Raw genomic sequence first — 19,035 nt, forward strand, 5'->3', positions numbered from 1 at the left:
GCAAAACCCAACTGCCCTGTCCGCTTGATCGCCATCGGTCATCAACTCCGCTCTCCATAGTCACGGAATCACACCTGCAGAATTATGCAACAGGCCCCTTGAGGGAGAAGGTGCCCGAAGGGCGGATGAGGGGTATCGCAACCGCAGGTTGTGCGATCGGAGCGTAAGCGACGAGCGACTGAGCGTCTCGCCGCCCCCTCCACCAGCTTCGCTGGTCCCCCTCCCCCGCCATGCGGGGGAGGATTACGGAGAGGGCGGTGCGGGAGAGCCCGCCCTAGCTATTCCCCACCCCCGCGACGAACCCAGTCACCACGCCCCAGTCGACCAGCGAGCCGATGGTCGCCGACGCACCCGCCGCCAGCGGGGCCTTGGCGATCTTGCCGACGCCGTACTGGGCTTCGATGCCCATACCGGTGACAAAGTCGTAATCGCCGTCCTCGAGCGTGGTCGGGCGCGGCATCTGGCCGAGCGCATAGGCCAGCGCCCCCTGGCCGCAGAGGAACACCGGCTCGACATCGATCCCCGCCGCGCCGGCGCCCTTCAGCAGCAGGCGCTGGGTGATCTCGGGGATCTCGACATAGATCACCCCGTCATAGACCAGCGCACCGCCGGTAAAGAGCGGGTTGGTCTTGGTCGGGTCGCCCCCTTCGCGGTTGCGGGCGTCGCGGTTGGCGGCCGTCATCACCGGGTCGGCCTTCAGATCGCGGAAACCGCGGGCGCCGACGAAGCAGACGAACCATTCCTGGTCGCCCTCGGCTTCCATATAGGGGCTGATCCTGGGCCGGCCGTTATAGACGCCGGGGTTGTTGGGGTCGACGCCGGTCTGCTTGGCCTGGTCCTTCAGGAGGCTGCCGACCGCCGCCGACATCTTGTCGGCGGCCGCGTCGACATTGCCCACGGCGGTCGCGAAGGTGGTCGAGTAGTTGGAGAGCGCCGAGCCGAACACCACGCGGTCGGGGTTGGCGGTGACCCAGGCATTCTTGTTGCCGGCGGTGGCCGCCGACCACTTGATGCCGTTGACGCGGTTGCCCGGGTTGCCGAAGCGGCCGGCCTGCATCGCCGAAGTGGGGATCGACAGCAGCGCATCGACCAGGTCGTCACGCACGATCCGCTTCGACCAGCCGCGCAACAGGCTGCGGGCCGTCGAGCGCACCGAGAACGAGCTCTCCTTGTTCTGCGCCCGGTTGTTGGCCACCGCGTTTCTGGCCCAGTCGGCCCAGAGCGGCATGCCGTAACTGTCGATCTGCTCTTCGTTGCCGCGCAGCGTCCCGGCGCCGACGCCATCGCCCGAAAGCTGGGTGACGAGCGGCACGCGGATCTCCTTGCCGTCGGCTTCGAGATCCGACATGCGCACGATCACCGAGGTGGAATCGTCGCCCATATAGGCATCGAAGCGCGACGAGCGCAGGAAGTCATAGGCGACATCCTGGCGGAACTTGATCACTTCATTATTGGGGTGGTTGGGAGAAAGAGCCATGTCTGATGGTCCTGATGCTCAGCCGGTTACAGCGCGCTTAGCGCCGCCGGCGGGTGGTTGCCGAGAACAGCTCGGCATCGGAGGTGTCGCCGGCCGCGGATGCGGGGCCGGCGGCGGTGCCGATGCCTTGCAGCGAGGGGATATGCGGCACGGCTGAACGACGGGGGGCTTCGATATTGGGCTGGGCAGCGCCGCGCAGCTGGGCGAGGAAACGCTGCTGGACTTCGGGGTCCCGCATCGCCTCGTCGATCACGCGGTTGCGATAGGCAGCGGGGTCGCCGCCGATCTCATCTAACGCCTGACGCTTCCTGTGCCAGGCGACGAGCTCCCCATAGGGGTGGTTCGACCGCATGATCCTGAGGTAATCGGTCTGCACCGCGGGGTCGGCCTGCATGGCCTGCCCGAGCGCGTTGTAGGCCGCCCTGACATTGTCCGACCCATGCTTTTCTTCCGCCAGGAGGCGAGAGACGCCCTGCCGCTGCTGGAACAGCTGCTCGTGGATCGGGGTGACCAGCGAGCGGCCCCATTCATCCGGGTTGTCCCAGAATTCGGGAGGCCGCGCTGCCTGTTGCTGCGGCTGCAGCTGCGCCTCGAGCCGGGTGAGCCGATGCTTCAGCTCATCCCGATCCCGCTCCGCCGCCCGCCTTGCATCGGCTTCTTCACGAAGCCGGGCAGGGGGAATGGCAGGCTCGGGCCGCGGTTCAGCGACCGGCTCGATCACCGGTTCTGCTTCGGCCACAGGCGCCTCGCCCGTGACGGTAGCGTTGAACAAGGCGGTATCGTCGACCGTTTCAGTGTCGTTCATCTCGTGTCTCCCGGACTATCGCGTCCGATTGGCGTGACCCTCACTGTCGCGGAGAGTGCAGCGAAACCGGCAGGAGGGCGCCGGCAGCCCGTTGCGCCGTATCGTGGCGCGGACGGAATTTTGTGTGTTCGGAGCGCTAGGGCCGAAACTCTTGGGAGTTGGGCACCAACTGTCCCCACCCACCGGCTGTCATCCCAGCGAAAGCTGGGACCCATCTATCCACTTGCGCTGCGGCGAGTTGGGTCCCAGCTTTCGCTGGGATGACACCGAGTTGGAGGGGCTGCAGGTGCACAAAACGTACTTCGTGTATCTGCTCGCCTCGCGGCGCAACGGGACGCTCTACACCGGCGTCACCAGCGACCTGATGGGTCGTGTCGCGCAACATCGCGAACATGTCGTTGCTGGGTTCACCAGCAAGTACGACGTCACCCGGCTCGTGCGGTTCGGGGCGCACGAGTCGATCGAGGCAGCTATTACGCGAGAAAAGCAGATCAAGACGTGGCAGCGCGCATGGAAGATTGAGCTGTTCCGGGACCTGAACCCGAATTGGGACGACTTGTTTCCGGCATTGGGCAAGGGCATCTGGTAGCCACGGAGCCATCCCACCCACCGGCTGTCATCCCAGCGAAAGCTGGGACCCAACTCGCAGCACGTGCCAGTGGATAAATGGGTCCCAGCTTTCGCTGGGATGACACCGAGTTTGGGGTGATTTCCTGTGGTTCAACCCTACCCACCCGGCCGAGCCCGCACCTCAGCCGCCTGCACTTGCAACGCCCGCCCCGCCAGCTCCAGCTGCCGGTTGGTTCGCCGTGCATCCTGTTCCTCGCGCCGGAACATGAGCTCGTCCTGCCGTTCCACCGCATCGATCCGCTGCTCCAGCCCTTCGGCCTCGCGCTCGGCGCCGATATCCTCGGCCTCCGCCATCAACTTTGCCGTCTCGGCCTCGGTCTTCCGGTTGCCCAGCGCCTTGCCCTGCAGCTCCAGCATCGCCGCCTGCTGCTGCAGCATGGCGGCCTGCTGTTCCCTGGGGTCGGGCTGTTGCGGCTTTTGCCGCGTCGCATCGCGGAATTTCTTCTTGGCCGAAGCCGGCATCGACGAGGTTTCGATCAGCACTTCCAGCGCCGCCGCGGCCACTGCCGGTTGCAGCAGCGGGCCGACGGCCTGCAGCGCCTGGCGCACCGACTCGTTGGTGTCGGCCTGCATGGTCACGGTGTCCGGCCCCTCATCGAGGATGATATCGACATCGAGCGAGCCGAGCGCATTGGTGATGGTGGGGATGCCCGTCGCCGGGTCGATCGCCAGCCGGTTGACCGAGAGCCAGTTGCCGAGGCCCTCGTCATCGGTGACGCGGATCCAGCGCTCGGCGGTCCAGAGGCTCTGCACCGCATTCCAGATGGCGCGATACACCCGCTGCTTCCAGCCGCGATAGCCGAGCAGGTACGGGCCGAGCTCCGCAATGCCAGCCTGCTGCTGCAGCGCGATGGCGCGGCCGCTCATATCCTGCACGCCCGAGCCCATCAGCGCCGGGTTGAAGCCGTAATTCTCGATCTCTTGCTTGGCCTCCTCGAGGAAGCCGAGATTGGCGTTGAGCTCGGCGCCGCGCGCCGCATCGTCGAATTGCGGCAGTTCGGCACCCACCGGCACCACCACCACGCCATCGGGGCGGGCGAGTTCGGCGCGGATCTTTTCCGGCTCCAGCCCCTGGCCATCGCGGATGACGATGCGGCGCGACTGGCTGGTGTGCAGCCCCTTGGAGCGCCGCTGGTTGATCTCGTCCTGGGCCGATTTCATGTTGCGGAAGAAGCCGTAGCGGTCGCCGTCATGGTCGACATTGGCCGAAAACATCACGTATTTGCAGAGCGTCCGGCGCTTCTCGTCGCGCAGATAACTCTCACCCTCGGCGAGGATGGCGGCGCCGGTATAGATGGCAAAGCACCACTGGTTGCCGCGCTTGTACCAGTGGTCGATCACCCGCACCCGGCGATGGTGTTCGTCGCCCATCACCCAGTTATCGTCGCTGTCGGGGTTGCTGGTAAGCTCGGAGCCCACGTCCACCGAAGCCTCGATCTCGCGCGCCTTGTCAGGGAAGGCGGCGAGCAATTCGCTCGCATCGGCCCATTTGCCGATCCCCATATAGCCCGCATCGGAGAAATCGGCGCGGGTCGAGGTCGGGTCGTAAAAGAACCCCGCGGGGTCGACCACTTCGAAGCCGATTTCGGTGTCGCCCTTGTCGCCGGCTTCCAGCGTCAGCTCGAGCCCGCCAATGCCGTCGACCGCGCCGTTGAGCCCGGCGATCGGCGATTTCTCCTGCCAGCGCTGCTCGTCGAGCACATAGCGCAGCACCGCGGTCGCGACCTCCGCGCCATCCTCATGTTTCGGCGTACGGGCATAGCCCTTGGGGTCCTGGCGCTGCCGCTCGAGCAAGCCGACCACGGCGTTGATCTTCCGCGCCATGCGGTTGTAGGTCACCACGGGTTGCTTCCGCTGGTTCAGCGTCTTGATCTGCTTCGCCGTCCAGTGTGCGCCATGATAATAGCGCCGCGCTTCCTGCTGCTCGTCGATCTCGGCGCGCTTGCCATCGAGATAACTCAGATAGTCGGCCTTGAGCCGCGCCAGCGTCCGGCCCAACGGGGCAGGGGAGGCGGCAGCCGATGCATTTGCGAGATCGCTCATCGAAACTCCTGATCAGTTTCGCAGGTCGGGTTGAAACACTGCGCCATGCCCCAAACTCGGTGTCATCCCAGCGAAAGCTGGGACCCAACTCGAAGCCCGCGCGAATGGATAGTTGGGTCCCAGCTTTCGCTGGGATGACAACCGGTGGGTGGGACAGCGATCGAACCTAACAGCCTTGTTCAACCGTCCAGTCGGACCTGCTTCCCAGCGCTTGCCCCACACTCGGTGTCATCCCCGCGAAGGCGGGGACCCAGTGGGATATTTCAGCCGCAGCGGGCGCTGCAGCATCCCACTAGGTTCCCGCCTGCGCGGGAATGACGCCGGTGGTGGGCGGCCTGCGGTGGTGCGTGCGGCCGCACGCGACCGCCCTCAATAGCTCTGCCAGTCACCCGGCCCAGTGCCACCCGTCGCCACCCTGTACCCCGTCCGCGTCTTCCCAGGCTCGGCCACCGGCTTCGTCCGCACCCAGGGGCGCGACATCGCGGCATAGCGCCAGTCGTCGGCGGCATGGTCTTCGGTGTCGGTGTCGAGATCTTCGGGCCGCGCCTGGTCGTGCTGCAGCATCGGGATAGTGCGGATCGAGTCGCGGCAGGTCGAAAAGCAATAGATCATCGGCCGGCCCTCGGGGTCGGGCTTGCCGTCTTCATCGAGGCTCGTGCCGACGAAACGCTGGCGCAGCATGTCCCAGCCGCCCATGGCGCCGCGCTGCGACACCCGCTTGTTGTCGGCGCCGCGAAAGAATATCCGCTTGTCGCCCGAGCCGAGCGTAATGCGGCTCGCGATCGAGGGCCCGCCGTCCTCGGCAAAGGCCGCCGGGTCGAGCACACCGAGCCCCACGGTTTCGGTCTCGCGCTGCGCGAGGCCCTTGCCGACCTGCTCGGCGGTCAGCTTCAGCCCCTTGTTGGGTTTGCCCGGTTCACACCCGTACCATTCGCGGTAGCGGATCAGCGCGCCGCGCGGCAGCAGCACGCCCGACACCGGGTGCCGGGTGTCGTCGCCGACGATGGCCCACCAGCCGAACGAGAATGGCCGGGCGCTGCCCCAGTCGCCGGAGCGGAACTTCGCCCAGTCCTCGGGGATGGCGAAGGGATCGATGACATGCAGCCGCGTCTGCCAGCAATCGAAGAAGGCGCCATCGACAATGTCCCAGTCGCCATGCCGCATGGCGCGGATCAAGGCGGCGCTGCCCAACCCCTCGAGCCGCGCCTCATAGGCCGGGTCCTCGGTGGTGAGCGTCGGGTTGTCCTCGAGCCGTGCCGGGATGAACTGGCGCAACATGCCGCCTTCCGCCGCCTCGGTGCGGTGGATGGCGAGCGGCGCGGCGGCATCGATAAAGGTCACTTTGACGAACTGGTGCCCGACCCCGCCGGGGTTGGCGCCACAGAGGATGCGCGGGAACCGCCCGCGGTACTTTTCCGGCACCGCAATGCCGGTCATCCGCACGCGATTGCGCAGGAACCGGTAGATCACCTCGGTGAAATGGGTCAGCTCGTCGATCAGCAGCACGTGGATCTCGGCGCCCTGGTACTTGAAGCGGTCCTTCTCGTCCTTGCAGTGGCAGAGATAGATTTTGCTGCCGTTCCAGAAACGGATCTCGTCCTCGACGATCACCACGAAGCCGCATTCCACCCACCCGGCGAGCAGCGCACGAAAGCCTGACGGGCCTTCCATGTGGTTCTTGCTCAGATCCTCGCGGATGCGCCGGAACAGATAGACCTGCAGGCCCGCGATCTCGGCGCACCAACTGATCGCCGCCTGCCGCATCAGATGCGATTTGCCACCGCCGGCCGCCCCGCCATAAAGCACCTCGGTCGCCGCCGACCCGAACGCCACCCATTGCTTGGGGTGGAGCGCAATACGCAACGCCTCGGGGCGTTTCGCGCTACTGGTCCTTCCCGCTGGCATCGGTGGGCATCCCCTCGAAGATAATCGTCGGCCGCATGCTGCCATCGGATGAACGATGGTCGACGGTGGCGTGCTTGGAATGGAGGTACGGCGCGGCCTTGTTGGCCGCATCGACGCGCTCGCTGCGCGGAATCTCGGGGTTGCGCATGATGGCGAGCAGGAAATCGAGCGGGGTCTGGACAGGGTCGGCTGGGGCGTTACTCGGCCAGGTTGTGTCCGGAGCGTCAGGGGTCGAACCACCGCTGGGCTTGTTGCCGATACGAGGCATAGGATCTCCCTGAGTCTACGGGCGCCCGACTGAGAGAGACGGCCCCCTCCCGGCCTCCCCCATAAAGGGGGAGGTGAAGAGTCGAGGCTCCATCTTGGATCGTGCCAAACGCACCAGCAGGGCACCTCCCCCATAATGGGGGAGGATGGGAGGGGGCGGTCTGCTTCAGTCAGGTCACGACGAGCACCGACCCAACCCGCCCACCCATCCCCCACCCACCGGGTGTCATCCCAGCGAAAGCTGGGACCCAACTCGCAGCTGGCGCAGGTGGATAGATGGGTCCCAGCTTTCGCTGGGATGACACCGAGTTGGAGGCGCGTGGTGTGGCCCAACCTATTTGGCAGACCAACCCCAGCAATTTCCAGACGAGCAAACCCCACGCGGTGAAACGGGATCACGCCTATCGGCTCTCCCGTCACCGTGGGCCCGGAGGCAACCCGCCGAAGCGTCCCCTCACTGTCAGCCCACATAGAGGCGGCGAAAGCTCGCTGCCTGATGCTGAAACTAGGGTGATTGGGGTGAGGGTGCAACCGCCGGGTTTGCGCTCACCACAGGTTGGGGCCGGCTGTGGTGACAGTTGCCGGTGCTCTACTTTCCACGCCCTGCATGCCACTCCCAGAACTCCGCTACGTCCCGTACCCCATGATCCATCACCGCCTCATACACCAGCGCGCTCGGGAGCTTCGGCTCCGTCGTATCGGCAGCGAGCACGTGCTTGATGGTGAGGATCACCACCCGGTCGGCGTCGGTCAGTCGCGGCAGCAGGGTGCGGAGGTGCGCCAGGTCAGGTTGGCGTTCGGGCTGGTCGACCAGCCAGATGTCGAAGGTCCAGTTGGCGCCGGCGGCGGTGCGGACGGTCAGCCCCAGATATAGCCCATCGGGGTAGTTCTGCGGCTCGGCGTTCCAGCTTCCGGCATCGTTGCGGAAGCGCACCCCGACCACCAGGTCGGTGCGCTGCATCAGCCGGGCGCCCAGCTGCGCGAAGGCGGCGAGCGTCGTGTCGTCGAGCCTCGGGCAGCTCACCGTGATGTCGATGTCGCGGCGGACCATCAGGCCCAGCGCCGAGCTGCCGACCCGGGTAGGCTCGCCGATCTCACCGAGCTGCTCGATGAGGCCGAGGGCCGCGACCACCGCATCGGCCTCCGCCTGCAACTGCTTCTGGGCAACCAGCAGATCATCCATCGCGATGTCCCTCCTAGCTCTCGAAACCGCTGCTGCTACAGCAACTCGGGCGCAAAGCCCAGCGCTGTACCGTTCGATCTCGCGGCCGGCGACCTGCGTCCAAAGTATTAGCGAAAGACCGTGCCGTTATGCTTGGCGGCCTGACTATTGCACTCGGCTATATGCTGATTGTCAGCAGTTATTCGGGCCGACCAGTGATATTGCATCGCTTCGCCTGGTGAAATGGGGTGCTCAACTCTCGTCTCTGGCGGCCAGAGTGCGGTTATGCTGCGCCAGTAATGCTGTTCTCATAACGTTCCTGCGCGGAAAATCGTAATACGTAAGGCCATTCCCGGTATGTTCCCGGTACCAATTGCACGCAGCGCGGCGTTTCACTTTCGCCTGCCGGCAGACACAAGGCCCGCTGGCGGGAGAGGGTGCGCCGACTGCGGGCTTTTGCGCTTCGTCTCACCCCTGCGAAACCCGCTCCAGCACCGCCGCTGACGCTGCGAGGTTGGCGCTCCACAGCGCCAGCAGATCGTGGGTTCTCGGCGTGCCCGCACCCGCCGGCGTTATGGCTGCCAGCGCCTCGAGCCGCGCCACGTTCTCCCGCAGGCTCTGCACCGTGGCCGCGAGGCGCTCGCGCCCTTCGGCCTTGGGCAGGGCGTCGACCAGCGCCAGTCCGGCGCTGAGTTCGATCAGGTCGAAGCTGCCGAGCGCCTGGCGCAGCAGCGTGAAGAACTCGGCTTCCCCCGCCGCGGTGGTGACGAACAGGGTCTTGCCCGGGCCGCGATTGCCGGGCGCCTCGGCCTCGACGGCGAGGATCCCCTCTTTCTCCATCTGCGTCAGCGCATGGTAGACCGAGCCGGAGTGCAGGCGGGTCCAGCTTTGGACCTGCCAATCCTCCAGCGTCTGCCGGATGGCATAGCCATGGGCGCCGCCATTCACCCGGATCGCGCCGAGCACCAGCAATCTCGTGACGTTCATCTTCACCTCGTGATTCCCGAGGGTAGACAAATTTGGCCAAAGCGTCTAGTCGGTAGCCAAATTTGGTTACCAGAGGACATGACATGGTCAGCAGCACCGAAATCCGCGCCTTCCTCCTCGGCTTCGAAGGGGTGACGGTGCAGGAGACAACGCCGGACTATTTCTTCTTTCCCGGGGCGGAGCAGAAGTTTCCCTTCGCCACCATCGTCACCCATGACGATCCCTATGACAGCGCCTCGGCGCTCGATCGCGACGGCCTGTTTCGGCTGAATTTCCCCACCGACAGGGCGAGCTTCGGGGCACTGTTTCCTGCCATCAGGAGCCGCAGGGATCTCGAGGCCGCAGCCTTCGACTACCAGGCGATCGACACGCTGTTTCCGCATCCGGTCTATGGCCGCATGCGTTGGGTCAGCGTGATCAACCCCGAACGCACCTGGGCCCAATGCCGAGGCCTGCTCGAGGCGGCACGCCAGCTGCAAGAGTTGCGGCCCGACAGCTGGTAAGGCAATCCTCGCGAGATGCCGCCTTGACGTATACAGACAGGTCTGTCTAACTACTGGCGACAGTGGCCAGCCCGTGAGGCAAGAGATGGCATCCCGCAAAACCACACGCTCCGAGACCACCGGCCTGCGCGAGTTCCTGAGCCTCGAGCAGCAGCGCGCCTGGCTCGAGGGCGCGCCGCTCGATGATGCCGACGAGCGCCAGGAATCGGTCGAGCTGCGGTTCAAGTATCTGCCGCGCTACCACAAACTCCTCGGCCGTCCACAGGCGGAGGAGGTACTGAACCTCCTCGCTACCTATGGCCGGGAATGCCTGCCCATGCCGCGCCGTACCGAGCGCTACTGGTGGTCGGTGTCCTGCCTGCCCTCGACCTCCGACAAGCCGCTGGTGCGGGTCAATGCCAGCTGGATGGAGTTCTTCACCCTCTATGCCGATGGTGACGGCGTGCGCGGGCGGTTCATCCTGCATCTGAGCGATTTCACCACCGATGGCTCAGTGACGCCGGAGCAGCTCGACGAGAGCCTCGTGGAGCAGGGGGCCCTCGTACCGGAAGATGTCGGCTGGTTCTTCCCCAATGGAGCCGACATGTTCGGCATCAAGGTGCGCGGCGCCGCCTCGCTGCACAAGATGCTCGCCAGCCCGCACCTGCTGCGCGCCATCCGCCGCTTCAACCTCACCCACATGAACCGCGGCCGCAACGCCTATCAGGCGAGCCACAGCTACAGCGTCGCCGATCATATGATCGGTGGGTGAGCGGGCTGGCCTTTCCGGCTAGCACCTCAAGCGTCAGGTCGCCGCTTCGCCGCCTTCAGCTTCCCGCTGCCGCGCGACGATGCGCTCAAAGCGGGGGTCGTTGTGGAGCGGCGCCAGGGCCCAGCTCTGCTCGAGCCAGGCGGCCTTGCCGTTCCAGTTGGTCGCGACCAGCCGCTCGAGTGCGGCGAGCGCATCATCCGGCCGGCCGGCGCAGCTGAAGGCTTGCGCCGCGCAGATCCCGAGGGTCGGCAGCTCGGCCGCGGCGGCTTCGAAATGCCTGGCGAGATCGAGCCACTGGCTTGTCTTGAGATCATCGAGGTTCTCGGCATCGAGATACGCGCCGAAGGCCTCGTACTCGGCAACGATGGCAAAGCCGCTGCTGAGCGCCACGTGCAGCGATCCGGCATTCGATGCGAGGCAGTGCCAGCCCATCCGCTTGAGCCCGAGCCGCTGCGCCTCAGCGATGGCGCCGGCCACCGCCAGCCGGGCGAGGCCCTGTCGCCGGAAGCTTGGGTCGGTCCAGATCCCGACCTCGACCCGATCCCCGACCACCATGTCCTCGTGGCAATGGGCAACCACGATATCGCCCTCGACCACCTCCGCGCCGACCCCGTCGGCCATCGGGCGCAAAGCGAAGCGGTCGGCAGAGGGCGGGTGGTTCGCAACCGCGCCGAGATCGAGCGACAGCGTGACCCGTTGGTGGCGCCGCATGAAGCGGTGCGGCAGCGCCCTGTCGATCACCGGCAGCCAGGCGTCATCGGGATAGAGGTAGGCGAAGGGATGGATCGCGCCGCGCAGCGCCGCCCAATCGAGCTCGGCAAACGGGGCACCACCGAGATAGAGCCCCTCCGGCCCATCGAGCAGCACCGCGCGGGGCGAGGCGATGTCGTCGACGCGAACCCGCCCAGCTGCCGTGCCGGCCAGCACCGCCGGGACGCTGCCATGGCGTTCGGCGAGCCCCTCTAGCAGCGTCGCGACGCGCGGGTAGTCGGCGGGATCCAGCTCGGTGAACTCTTTCACCGTTCACTCCTCTGCGGGAAGGTTGGCGATTAGCCCCCATGACAGGGCCAGTCGGCAAGGCAAAAGCGAAAGCCCGCATCTGCCGCTCGCAGATCGTGACCGGTCAACGCCCGATTGCTGAACCGGGGATGATGTGGCACCGGTCCTCGAGGAGGGGAGTTCGACATGACATTGGCAGAACCGTTCCGGATCATCGCGCATCGCGGGGCGAGCGGTTATGCGCCCGAGAACACCATGGCGGCGTTCGAGCGCGCCGTGGCGATGGGAGCCACCGAAGTGGAGACCGACGTCGCCTTCACCAAAGACGGTCGGTTGCTGTTGTTCCACGATGATACGCTGGAGCGCACCACTAACGGCGCCGGGCTGCCGGAGGATTTCACGCTGGCCGAGCTCCTGGAGCTCGATGCCGGCTCCTGGCACGATCCGCGGCTCCATTGGGACCGGGATTATGCGGGCGAAAAGCTGATCACGCTCGAGCAGCTGCTCGACCGGTTCGGGACGAGGCTGACCTACCATATCGAGCTCAAAAAGCCGATGCCGGGGCTACCCGAGGCGGTGGTCGCGGCGCTCGAGGCGCGCGGCCTGGTCGAGCACGCCTTCATCTTCTCGATCCTCGACGAGACGGGGTTGCAGCGGGCCAAGGCGCTGGCGCCGCGGCTGCGTATCGCCTGGGCGCCGGAGGAACTGCTCGCTGCCGATCCGCGCGGCGCGGTGGAGCGCTGCGCCGCCAACGGCTTTTCGATGATCACCCTCAACGCCAGCAACCAGACGCGCGAACTGGTGGAACTGGCGCACCGGCTCGGCATCGAAGCGCGGAGCTCGGGGATCTCGAACCGCGAAAAGATGATCGCGGCCGCGGAACTGGGCTGCAACGGCATGACCATCAACTGGCCCGACTGGCTGCAGGACTATGTGAGGGAACAGCAGTCAGTTTGAGGGGGAGCCCACGCACGGGCGGCGCCACAGCGCCCCCTCTCCCCGCTGGGGAGAGGGCTGGGGTGAGGGGCGCCAAGGGCGCCGGATGATGCAAACCCTCACGCCCAAAATCTGTGTGCTTGGTTACCCCTCACCCTGACCCTCTCCCCAGAGGGGAGAGGGGACGCGAGTTGCAGCGACGGCCTCAAAAACTCCCACCAACCGACGCGCTTGCCTGATGCGACTGCCCATTTTCGGAATACCGCCCGTCATAGCTCGCCCCAAGCGCCAACCCGCTCGTCAGCTCGAACGCCAGCCCGCCGCCGACCCGTACCCAGCTGACATCCCCAGGCGCCCCGCTGATGGTGAAAGGCGTAGTGCCCCCGGCAAAGCTGAAAGCCGCTGTCGCGTCGGTGCCGGCAAGACTCTGCTCGTACAAAGCGCGACCCTCAAGCGACAGGGTGCCGGTCTCCAGCTCCACCTGCTGGCCCACCGATAGCCCCACGCCCGCCGCGGCTGACATGCTGCCGCTGGCCTCGGCCGTGAGGTTGAAGGCGCCGGCGCCGGTTTCGGTGAAGCCGGGATGGCTGAGCCAGCCGACGGCGAGTGTGCCGAGCGGCGCGATGCTGAAGCCATTGCCCAGCTCGAAGGCGTAGGAGGCCTCGAGCGCGAGGTTAGCCGATTGCGCCCAGTAATCGGCATGGGCGACCTGGGTGCTGTTCCCTATGGTAATCGTCCGGTCGGTGGCGACATGCGCGGCGCCGACCGAGAGCGAACCGATCAGCGTCGAAGCGCCGTCGCTCCAGCCGCCATAGGCGGCGGCCGTCAGGCTGTCGAAGCCAGTCTCGGAATTGCGCGCGGTGACGATGCCCTGGCCGTGCTGATAGCCGAGCGCCACGCCACCGAAGCCGGTGCCCGAGCCGAGATCGACCTCGTTCTCGTAGCCCAAAGCCAGCCCGCCGGTGCTCCAGCCGATCTCGGCCGCATTGCCGTCGCCGCGCAACTGGCCGGTGCTGCCGAGCGCGCCGATCCACGGACGCGCCGTGCCCTTGGTGGTGGCATCGTCGATGGCCCGGACGCCGATATTGCCGGGCTCTGCGGCGTAGCCCAGCGGTCCAGCCGCCGCGCCGGCGCCCGCGAGCCCGGCGGCAGTGCGGCGGTTGACCGTCTGGCCGAGCACGGCAAAACTCTGCTCCAGCACTTGCTGCATGGACGCATGCGCTTCGCCCGAGATGGCGTCGAGCGCGGCCGGCGCATCCTCCTCGCTCAGCCCCTGGAACAGGTCGAACCCGGCATTGCCCGCCCCAAGCGCGAACAGCGCATCGCCGGCAGCGCATTGGTTGGCGGTGCTGCCGTCGAGGCAGAAGCTCACCGCCTCCATGCTCGAGGTGAGGCGGAAATACTGCCCGTCAGAGGAACCGGTGAAGTTGAGATAGGCGAAATTGTCGATGATCTCCGGCGCTTCGGCGACCGAGAGGTTGCCGGCGGTGGTGGTGTCGATGATGGTGTAGACGAGCCCCGGCGTGTAGGTGCTGCCATCATCGGTGCCGTTGCCGGCCAGCACCCTTATCTTGGCCCCGGCAGCGATGGTCGCGGTGCCCGTGACATGGGTGATGTCGTTGTGGGTGCCCGCGGTGTTGCCGCCATCGCTCAGTTCGACTTCGTAGATCGAACCCGCGTCGAGCGTGAGCCCGCCCGTGGTCACTGCGCCGATCGAGTTGCCCGGCGCCAGCACCGCGCCATCCCCCACGCTGATCGCGCCGTACGTGCCGTTGCCGCCCAGCCGGGCGCCGCTCTCAGCCGTAACACTCGAAAGGAGCGTCCCGAGCACATTGAGCCCGCCGCCACTGACCGTGGTGGTGCCGGTAAAGCTGTTGCTGCCGCTCAGCGTCAGCGTGCCGCTGCCGGTCTTGATCAGCTGGCCCTTGCCCGCCAGCACGCCGCTGAAGGTGGTCGAGGCGTTGTTGCCGCCAAGCGTCAGCTGCGCGCTGCCGGCCGCCGTGTTCATGGTCTGCGGGTTGCCGAGCTGCACGGTGCCGGCGCCGGCGAGGCTGCCGATGGTCTGGGTCTTGTTGCTGTCGATCCTGAGCGTCGCGCCCGAGGCTACCTCATAAGCGCTGACCGCCGAGAGCACGCCAATTTCGCGCGCCCGGAGTGTCCCGGCGCTGATCAGCGTCGGGCCCTCATAGGTGCTGGCGCCATAGACGTTGAGCGTGCCCGTGCCCTTCTTGGTGAAGCCGCCCTCGCCGACCAGGCCGGGATCCATGTGGACGCTGAAAGTACCTGTGTCGATGGTGCCGCCGCCATCTTCCAGCGTGATATCGCCGGTCTGAAATCCGGAGAACAGAAATGACTGGTTGGCGGTGAGCTTCAGCGTGCCGCCATCGAAGGCCACTTTGCCGGTGCCAGTGGAGTTCAGCAGCTCCACCTGCTTGGCACTCAGTTGCCCGCCGCTTTCGAGCCGCAGCGTGGCGGTGGCCCCGACTTCGCCAGCCATCATCACGTAATCGATCACCGCCTGGCCGCCATCCGAGATGGTCAGCGTGCCCGAGGCGCCCTCGCGCATGCCGAGATAGACTTGGCCCGCTTCGACGCGCCCGCCGTCGGTCACCAGCAGCGCGCCGCCGCCTTCGAGACCGATGGTCAGGCCATCGACGCCCATCATCCAGCTGGAGCCGGCGCCGGTGACTTTGGCGGTCGCGGTGCCCTCGATGCCGAGGCCGGCGTCGACATAGCCCGTGCTGCTCTCGACCGCGGCGCCGCCGCTGACCACGAAACCGTCCTCGCCCGGGCCGGTGACGGTAACGCCGCCATACGACTTGAGCTTGGTATCCGCCCCGTCCACCGTAACGGTGCCGCGGTTGACATAGAGCGAGTTGAAGATCTCGACATAGGCGCCGTCGTTGATCTCCACCGTACCGCTGCCGTCGCGGCCGACATGCATGTCGCCTTCGTCGATGTAGCTCGAGCCGGTGCCGGTGACGACGAGCTTGCCGTCGGAACCGGGCCAATAGCCCAACCAGGTGGTGTTGGTGTTGACCGAGCCGCCATTCTGGACGGTGAGCGTGCCCTTGCCGCCATAGCCGACGAACATACCGGCGCTCGGGATCCGGGTGCTCCAGTTCGAACCGGTGCCGTCAATGGTCACGATCCCCTCCGAGCCCGCGGAATCCCCGATCAGGCCCTGGTTGCTGGTCACCGTGCCGCCCTCGAGGATTTCGAGTTCGCCATTGCCGTCCATGCCGAGGCTGAGCGTGGTCATCGAGTCAAAGCTCGAACTCGGGCCCACCACCGACAGCTTGCCGGTGCCGCCATCCATGCCGATATTGGTGTGGTAGGCTTGGAGCGAACCTTCGGTGATGTTCAGGGCGCCCTCAACGCCCTCGCCGATCCGGAGGTTGCCGGCTTCGGCCTCGCCACCGCCGGCGATCTCCGCAGCGGTCGCGCCGTTGACCACCACATCGCGCGTGTTGTCCGGGGGTGCGCCGGTCCAGTTGCCGTTGGTGAACCAGTCTGACGACACACCGCCACCCCAGTTGGCGGTCTGGGCCAGCGCCGGGCTCATGCCAAGTGCGCTCAGCGCCGTCGCCGTCAGGAGGGTAACGACCAGCAGAGCGAGGCGCGACCCGCGGTTGCGTTCGGTGCGGCAGTGCATGGATGTTCCCCCGTCCATAGGCCCACGCGCGGGCTTGGAGCCGCCGCGGGGCAGGGGGCACTATTGAGCCGATGGCCAAGCTCACATATCGCTAGAAATAGCGACAAGCCCGTAGGGGCGCCGTGCTAGAGCTTCCGTCGCAGGCGAGGCTGGGGGAGTGTTGTGGCGACAGGGTCAAAGCCCCTCAAGGTGACGATCGTCGAGGACGATGCATCGTTCCGGGGCAGCTTCGTTGCCGCGGTCGAGGCGGCCGAGGATATGCTGCTCCACGCCGCGGCCGAAAACGTCGCCCAGGCGATGGCGCTGCTCGATGGCCCGCCTTCCGATATCCTGGTGGTCGATCTGGGGCTGCCGGATGGCTCGGGCATCGAGGTGATCCGCGCCGCCCACAGCGCCTGGCCGGATTGCGGCATCATGGTCTCGACCACCTTTGCCGACGATCGCCACGTCATCCCCTCGATCGAGGCGGGCGCCGCCGGCTATCTCCTGAAGGACAGTTCGCAAAGCCGGATGGCCGACGACATCCGCACGCTCCATTCCGGCGGCAGCCCGATCAGCCCGCGTATCGCGCGAAAGATCCTGTTGCGCTTCAGGCCGGTCGAGCCGCCGGCGCAACCCTTATTGTCGCCGCGCGAGCAGCAGGCGCTCGAGCTGATCACCAAGGGCTTCAGCTATGACGAGATTGCCGAGCTGATGGGGGTGACGCGCAACACGGTGATGACCTTCGTCCGCCGCATCTACCAGAAGCTCGAAGTGTCGTCGAAAGCCGAGGCGATCTTCGAGGCGCGCAACCATGGCCTTCTATAAGCTCCTGGCGCGCTACCTCGCCGCCCTCGGCATCATCATCGCCGGGGCGGTGGTGCTGCACCTCGTCGCCCAACCGAGCGGCCTCCACATCACTTCGGCCGAGCTCGCGGTCGAAAGCACAGTCGGTTATCAGTCGCCCCCGGCGACGCTGATCCGCCGGGCCATGCCGGAGGACTGGACCCCCGTGGCGTTGCCCAATGCGGCGATCCCCAGGCTCGCCTTGTCGCAGCACGCCGATGCCGATGCGCCCGACACGCAGGTCACCTGGTATCGCGCCGTGCTGCCGCAGCCGGTGTCGCCAGCCGACAAGGGCTATCTCTATATCCCGCGCTGGAAATCCGACGGCACGCTCGCCGTCTATGTCAACGGCGAGCTGCAGTACCAATCGCACGCGAACCTGCAATGGAACGGCTCGAACCGGCCGCTGCGCATCGGCTTCGATGTCACCGAGGGGGCGCCGCCGATCAACGCCATCGTCATCCGCCTGCAGCACCTCAGGGGGATCGGCGGGGCGCTCTCCAGCCTGTGGGTCGGCGATTTCGATCAGGTCGGGCCGGCCTATATGGTGCGCAACCTGTTCCAGGCCGAGCTCTCCTACCTCACCAGCGCGGCGTTCCTTGCCAGCGGCGTGTTCTCGCTGCTGGTCTGGTTCCGGCGCCGGCAGGAGCGGCTGTACCTGTTGTTCTTCCTGATGTCGGCGGCGACCTTCATTCGCGGCCTCCACAACCATCTGGGGCTGGAGCGGCTACCGCTCAGCGACGCCTGGTTCGGCTGGTTGACGGTCAATTCGACCATGTGGATGGTGGCGATCTCGCACCTCTTCCTCATCACCGTGCTGCATGTCCGGGCGTCGTGGATCACCGCCATCGTCGGCGGCGCCACGCTGGTGCTGGGGCTCGCGACGCTGCCGTTGTTCTCGGCGGCGCTCGACCCCACGCTCACCGCGCCCTTCGCCTATGCGGCGGCCTTCGTCGTCTGCAACCTCGTAGGCATTGCCTCGATCCGCGCGGCCTGGCGCGCACAGTCGATGGAAGGGCTGGTGCTCGCCGTGTGGGTGCTGCTCACCGCCTATCTGGGCATCAACGACCTGATGCTGCAGAACAACCTCATCAGCATCGAGGGCTATTTCATCCTGCCATTCGTGCAGATCGCCCTGGTCTTTGCCTTCTTCCACCTTGTCCTCGCGCATTATCTGGGGGCGATGGATGCGGTCGAGAACTCCAATACCTTGCTCGCCGAGCGGCTCACGGCGCGCGAGGCGGCGCTGCTCGCCAGCCACGAGCGGTTGCGCGAGATCGAGCAGCGCGAATTGCTGCTGCATGAACGTCAGCGGCTGACCGAGGATATGCACGATGGGCTCGGCTCATCGCTGATCGGCGCGCTGCGCATGGTGGAGCGCGGCCGCCTCGACGAGACCGAGCTCAAGCAGATTCTGCAGGGCTGCATCGACGACCTGAAGCTCACCATCGACTCGATGGAGCCGGTCGAAACCGACCTGTTGCTGTTGCTCGGCACGTTGCGGTTCCGCCTGGAGCCGCGGCTCGAGAGCACCGGCATCAAGCTCAACTGGAATGTGCGCGACGTGCCGCCGGTGTTCTGGCTCGATCACCGCTATGCGCTGCATATCCTGCGGGTGCTGCAGGAGGCCTTCACCAACATCATCAAGCACGCCGGCGCCACCGAGGCGACGGTCAGCACCGGCGTCGCCGCCGGCGATATCGTCATTTCCGTCTCCGACAACGGCAAAGGCTTCGATACCGCCGCCCCCCGCTCCGGCCGCGGCCTCGCCAACCAGGCCCGCCGCGCCAGCGCCATGCGCGCCAAGCTCACGGTTGAGTCGGGGCCTGAGGGCACGAAACTGACCCTGCTGCTGCCGATCCGGCAGCTGGCGGAGGATGTGGCGGCGGACTGAGGGGCCGGTTCGAGCTCCCCGATAGCGCAGTCGGGACTCCCTCTCCCGCCTGCGGGGGAGGGGGGACCACGCGAAAGCGTGGTGGGAGGGGGGTGCCCCGGTCCGATCCGGATAGATCGCTGACAGTTTAGTCCGGATACATGGCTGACAGGAGGACCTGTCGATGCCGTGGGAAGCGACGTCAGTGATGGATGCG

At 66.4% G+C, this 19,035-nt stretch carries 15 protein-coding genes; 6 read left to right on the plus strand and 9 right to left on the minus strand.

Going from position 1 to position 19,035, the window contains the following annotated elements; all coding sequences use genetic code 11:
- Positions 1-274 precede the first annotated feature (274 nt).
- Positions 275-1,477 (minus strand): DUF4043 family protein, encoded by a 1,203-nt coding sequence (locus tag ASC89_RS04645; protein ID WP_055877373.1) that lies wholly within the window; start codon positions 1,475-1,477, stop codon positions 275-277.
- 37 nt (positions 1,478-1,514) lie between these two features.
- Positions 1,515-2,282: a hypothetical protein gene (locus tag ASC89_RS04650; protein WP_055995231.1), complete on the minus strand. Its 768-nt coding sequence runs from the start codon at positions 2,280-2,282 to the stop codon at positions 1,515-1,517.
- Between the two features lie 286 nt (positions 2,283-2,568).
- Here ASC89_RS04650 and ASC89_RS04655 point away from each other — a divergent pair, with 286 nt between their 5' ends.
- Positions 2,569-2,871 carry a GIY-YIG nuclease family protein gene (locus ASC89_RS04655; RefSeq protein ID WP_055877455.1) on the plus strand — a complete coding sequence of 101 codons (303 nt, stop codon included), beginning with the start codon at positions 2,569-2,571 and terminating at the stop codon, positions 2,869-2,871.
- 137 nt (positions 2,872-3,008) lie between these two features.
- Here ASC89_RS04655 and ASC89_RS04660 read toward each other — a convergent pair whose 3' ends face one another.
- From ASC89_RS04660 to ASC89_RS04680, 5 genes are all read right to left on the minus strand, one after another.
- A complete protein-coding gene (locus ASC89_RS04660) occupies positions 3,009-4,955 on the minus strand; it encodes a hypothetical protein (protein ID WP_055995234.1) in 1,947 nt (648 codons plus the stop codon).
- 369 nt (positions 4,956-5,324) lie between these two features.
- Positions 5,325-6,818 carry a terminase large subunit domain-containing protein gene (locus ASC89_RS04665; RefSeq protein ID WP_244488398.1) on the minus strand — a complete coding sequence of 498 codons (1,494 nt, stop codon included), beginning with the start codon at positions 6,816-6,818 and terminating at the stop codon, positions 5,325-5,327.
- A gap of 19 nt (positions 6,819-6,837) precedes the next feature.
- Positions 6,838-7,128 (minus strand): hypothetical protein, encoded by a 291-nt coding sequence (locus ASC89_RS04670; protein WP_055877386.1) that lies wholly within the window; start codon positions 7,126-7,128, stop codon positions 6,838-6,840.
- A gap of 588 nt (positions 7,129-7,716) precedes the next feature.
- Positions 7,717-8,310, minus strand: coding sequence for a hypothetical protein (locus tag ASC89_RS04675; RefSeq protein WP_055877388.1), 594 nt, complete (start codon positions 8,308-8,310; stop codon positions 7,717-7,719).
- A gap of 447 nt (positions 8,311-8,757) precedes the next feature.
- On the minus strand, positions 8,758-9,276 hold the full coding sequence (locus tag ASC89_RS04680; protein ID WP_055877390.1) for a PadR family transcriptional regulator: 519 nt from the start codon (positions 9,274-9,276) through the stop codon (positions 8,758-8,760).
- A gap of 83 nt (positions 9,277-9,359) precedes the next feature.
- Between ASC89_RS04680 and ASC89_RS04685 the strand changes: the two genes are divergently transcribed.
- Positions 9,360-9,779: a DUF6194 family protein gene (locus ASC89_RS04685; protein ID WP_055995237.1), complete on the plus strand. Its 420-nt coding sequence runs from the start codon at positions 9,360-9,362 to the stop codon at positions 9,777-9,779.
- Between the two features lie 85 nt (positions 9,780-9,864).
- Complete coding sequence (locus ASC89_RS04690; RefSeq protein ID WP_055995240.1) at positions 9,865-10,530, plus strand: hypothetical protein; 666 nt, start codon at positions 9,865-9,867, stop codon at positions 10,528-10,530.
- A gap of 33 nt (positions 10,531-10,563) precedes the next feature.
- Here the strand turns inward: ASC89_RS04690 and ASC89_RS04695 are convergent, their stop codons facing one another.
- Positions 10,564-11,550 carry a GNAT family N-acetyltransferase gene (locus tag ASC89_RS04695; protein WP_055877399.1) on the minus strand — a complete coding sequence of 329 codons (987 nt, stop codon included), beginning with the start codon at positions 11,548-11,550 and terminating at the stop codon, positions 10,564-10,566.
- A 165-nt stretch (positions 11,551-11,715) separates the two neighbouring features.
- Here ASC89_RS04695 and ASC89_RS04700 point away from each other — a divergent pair, with 165 nt between their 5' ends.
- Positions 11,716-12,486, plus strand: coding sequence for a glycerophosphodiester phosphodiesterase family protein (locus tag ASC89_RS04700; protein WP_055995243.1), 771 nt, complete (start codon positions 11,716-11,718; stop codon positions 12,484-12,486).
- 184 nt (positions 12,487-12,670) lie between these two features.
- On the opposite strand, the gene ASC89_RS04705 is transcribed toward ASC89_RS04700, so the two are convergent.
- On the minus strand, positions 12,671-16,120 hold the full coding sequence (locus ASC89_RS04705) for an autotransporter domain-containing protein (protein WP_055995247.1): 3,450 nt from the start codon (positions 16,118-16,120) through the stop codon (positions 12,671-12,673).
- 162 nt (positions 16,121-16,282) lie between these two features.
- On the opposite strand from ASC89_RS04705, the gene ASC89_RS04710 reads away from it, so the two are divergent.
- Together ASC89_RS04710 and ASC89_RS04715 are read left to right on the plus strand one after the other, a co-directional pair.
- The gene (locus ASC89_RS04710; RefSeq protein WP_055995250.1) at positions 16,283-16,927 is read left to right on the plus strand and encodes a response regulator transcription factor; all 645 of its coding nucleotides are present in this window, start codon (positions 16,283-16,285) and stop codon (positions 16,925-16,927) included.
- Positions 16,914-18,839 carry a sensor histidine kinase gene (locus tag ASC89_RS04715; protein WP_055995254.1) on the plus strand — a complete coding sequence of 642 codons (1,926 nt, stop codon included), beginning with the start codon at positions 16,914-16,916 and terminating at the stop codon, positions 18,837-18,839. Before ASC89_RS04710 ends, ASC89_RS04715 begins: the two co-directional genes overlap by 14 nt.
- The last annotated feature ends 196 nt before the right edge of the window (positions 18,840-19,035 follow it).

Source organism: Devosia sp. Root413D1 (assembly GCF_001425235.1).
Taxonomy (GTDB): domain Bacteria; phylum Pseudomonadota; class Alphaproteobacteria; order Rhizobiales; family Devosiaceae; genus Devosia_A.

Bases quoted from the DNA above. Each gene is read 5' to 3' on its own strand.
- ASC89_RS04650 (WP_055995231.1), bottom strand. From the start codon at position 2,282: ATGAACGACACTGAAACGGTCGACGATACCGCCTTGTTCAACGCTACC.
- ASC89_RS04690 (WP_055995240.1), top strand. From the start codon at position 9,865: ATGGCATCCCGCAAAACCACACGCTCCGAGACCACCGGCCTGCGCGAG.
- ASC89_RS04680 (WP_055877390.1), bottom strand. From the start codon at position 9,276: ATGAACGTCACGAGATTGCTGGTGCTCGGCGCGATCCGGGTGAATGGC.
- ASC89_RS04715 (WP_055995254.1), top strand. From the start codon at position 16,914: ATGGCCTTCTATAAGCTCCTGGCGCGCTACCTCGCCGCCCTCGGCATC.
- ASC89_RS04670 (WP_055877386.1), bottom strand. From the start codon at position 7,128: ATGCCTCGTATCGGCAACAAGCCCAGCGGTGGTTCGACCCCTGACGCT.
- ASC89_RS04660 (WP_055995234.1), bottom strand. From the start codon at position 4,955: ATGAGCGATCTCGCAAATGCATCGGCTGCCGCCTCCCCTGCCCCGTTG.
- ASC89_RS04645 (WP_055877373.1), bottom strand. From the start codon at position 1,477: ATGGCTCTTTCTCCCAACCACCCCAATAATGAAGTGATCAAGTTCCGC.
- ASC89_RS04705 (WP_055995247.1), bottom strand. From the start codon at position 16,120: ATGCACTGCCGCACCGAACGCAACCGCGGGTCGCGCCTCGCTCTGCTG.
- ASC89_RS04675 (WP_055877388.1), bottom strand. From the start codon at position 8,310: ATGGATGATCTGCTGGTTGCCCAGAAGCAGTTGCAGGCGGAGGCCGAT.
- ASC89_RS04700 (WP_055995243.1), top strand. From the start codon at position 11,716: ATGACATTGGCAGAACCGTTCCGGATCATCGCGCATCGCGGGGCGAGC.
- ASC89_RS04685 (WP_055995237.1), top strand. From the start codon at position 9,360: ATGGTCAGCAGCACCGAAATCCGCGCCTTCCTCCTCGGCTTCGAAGGG.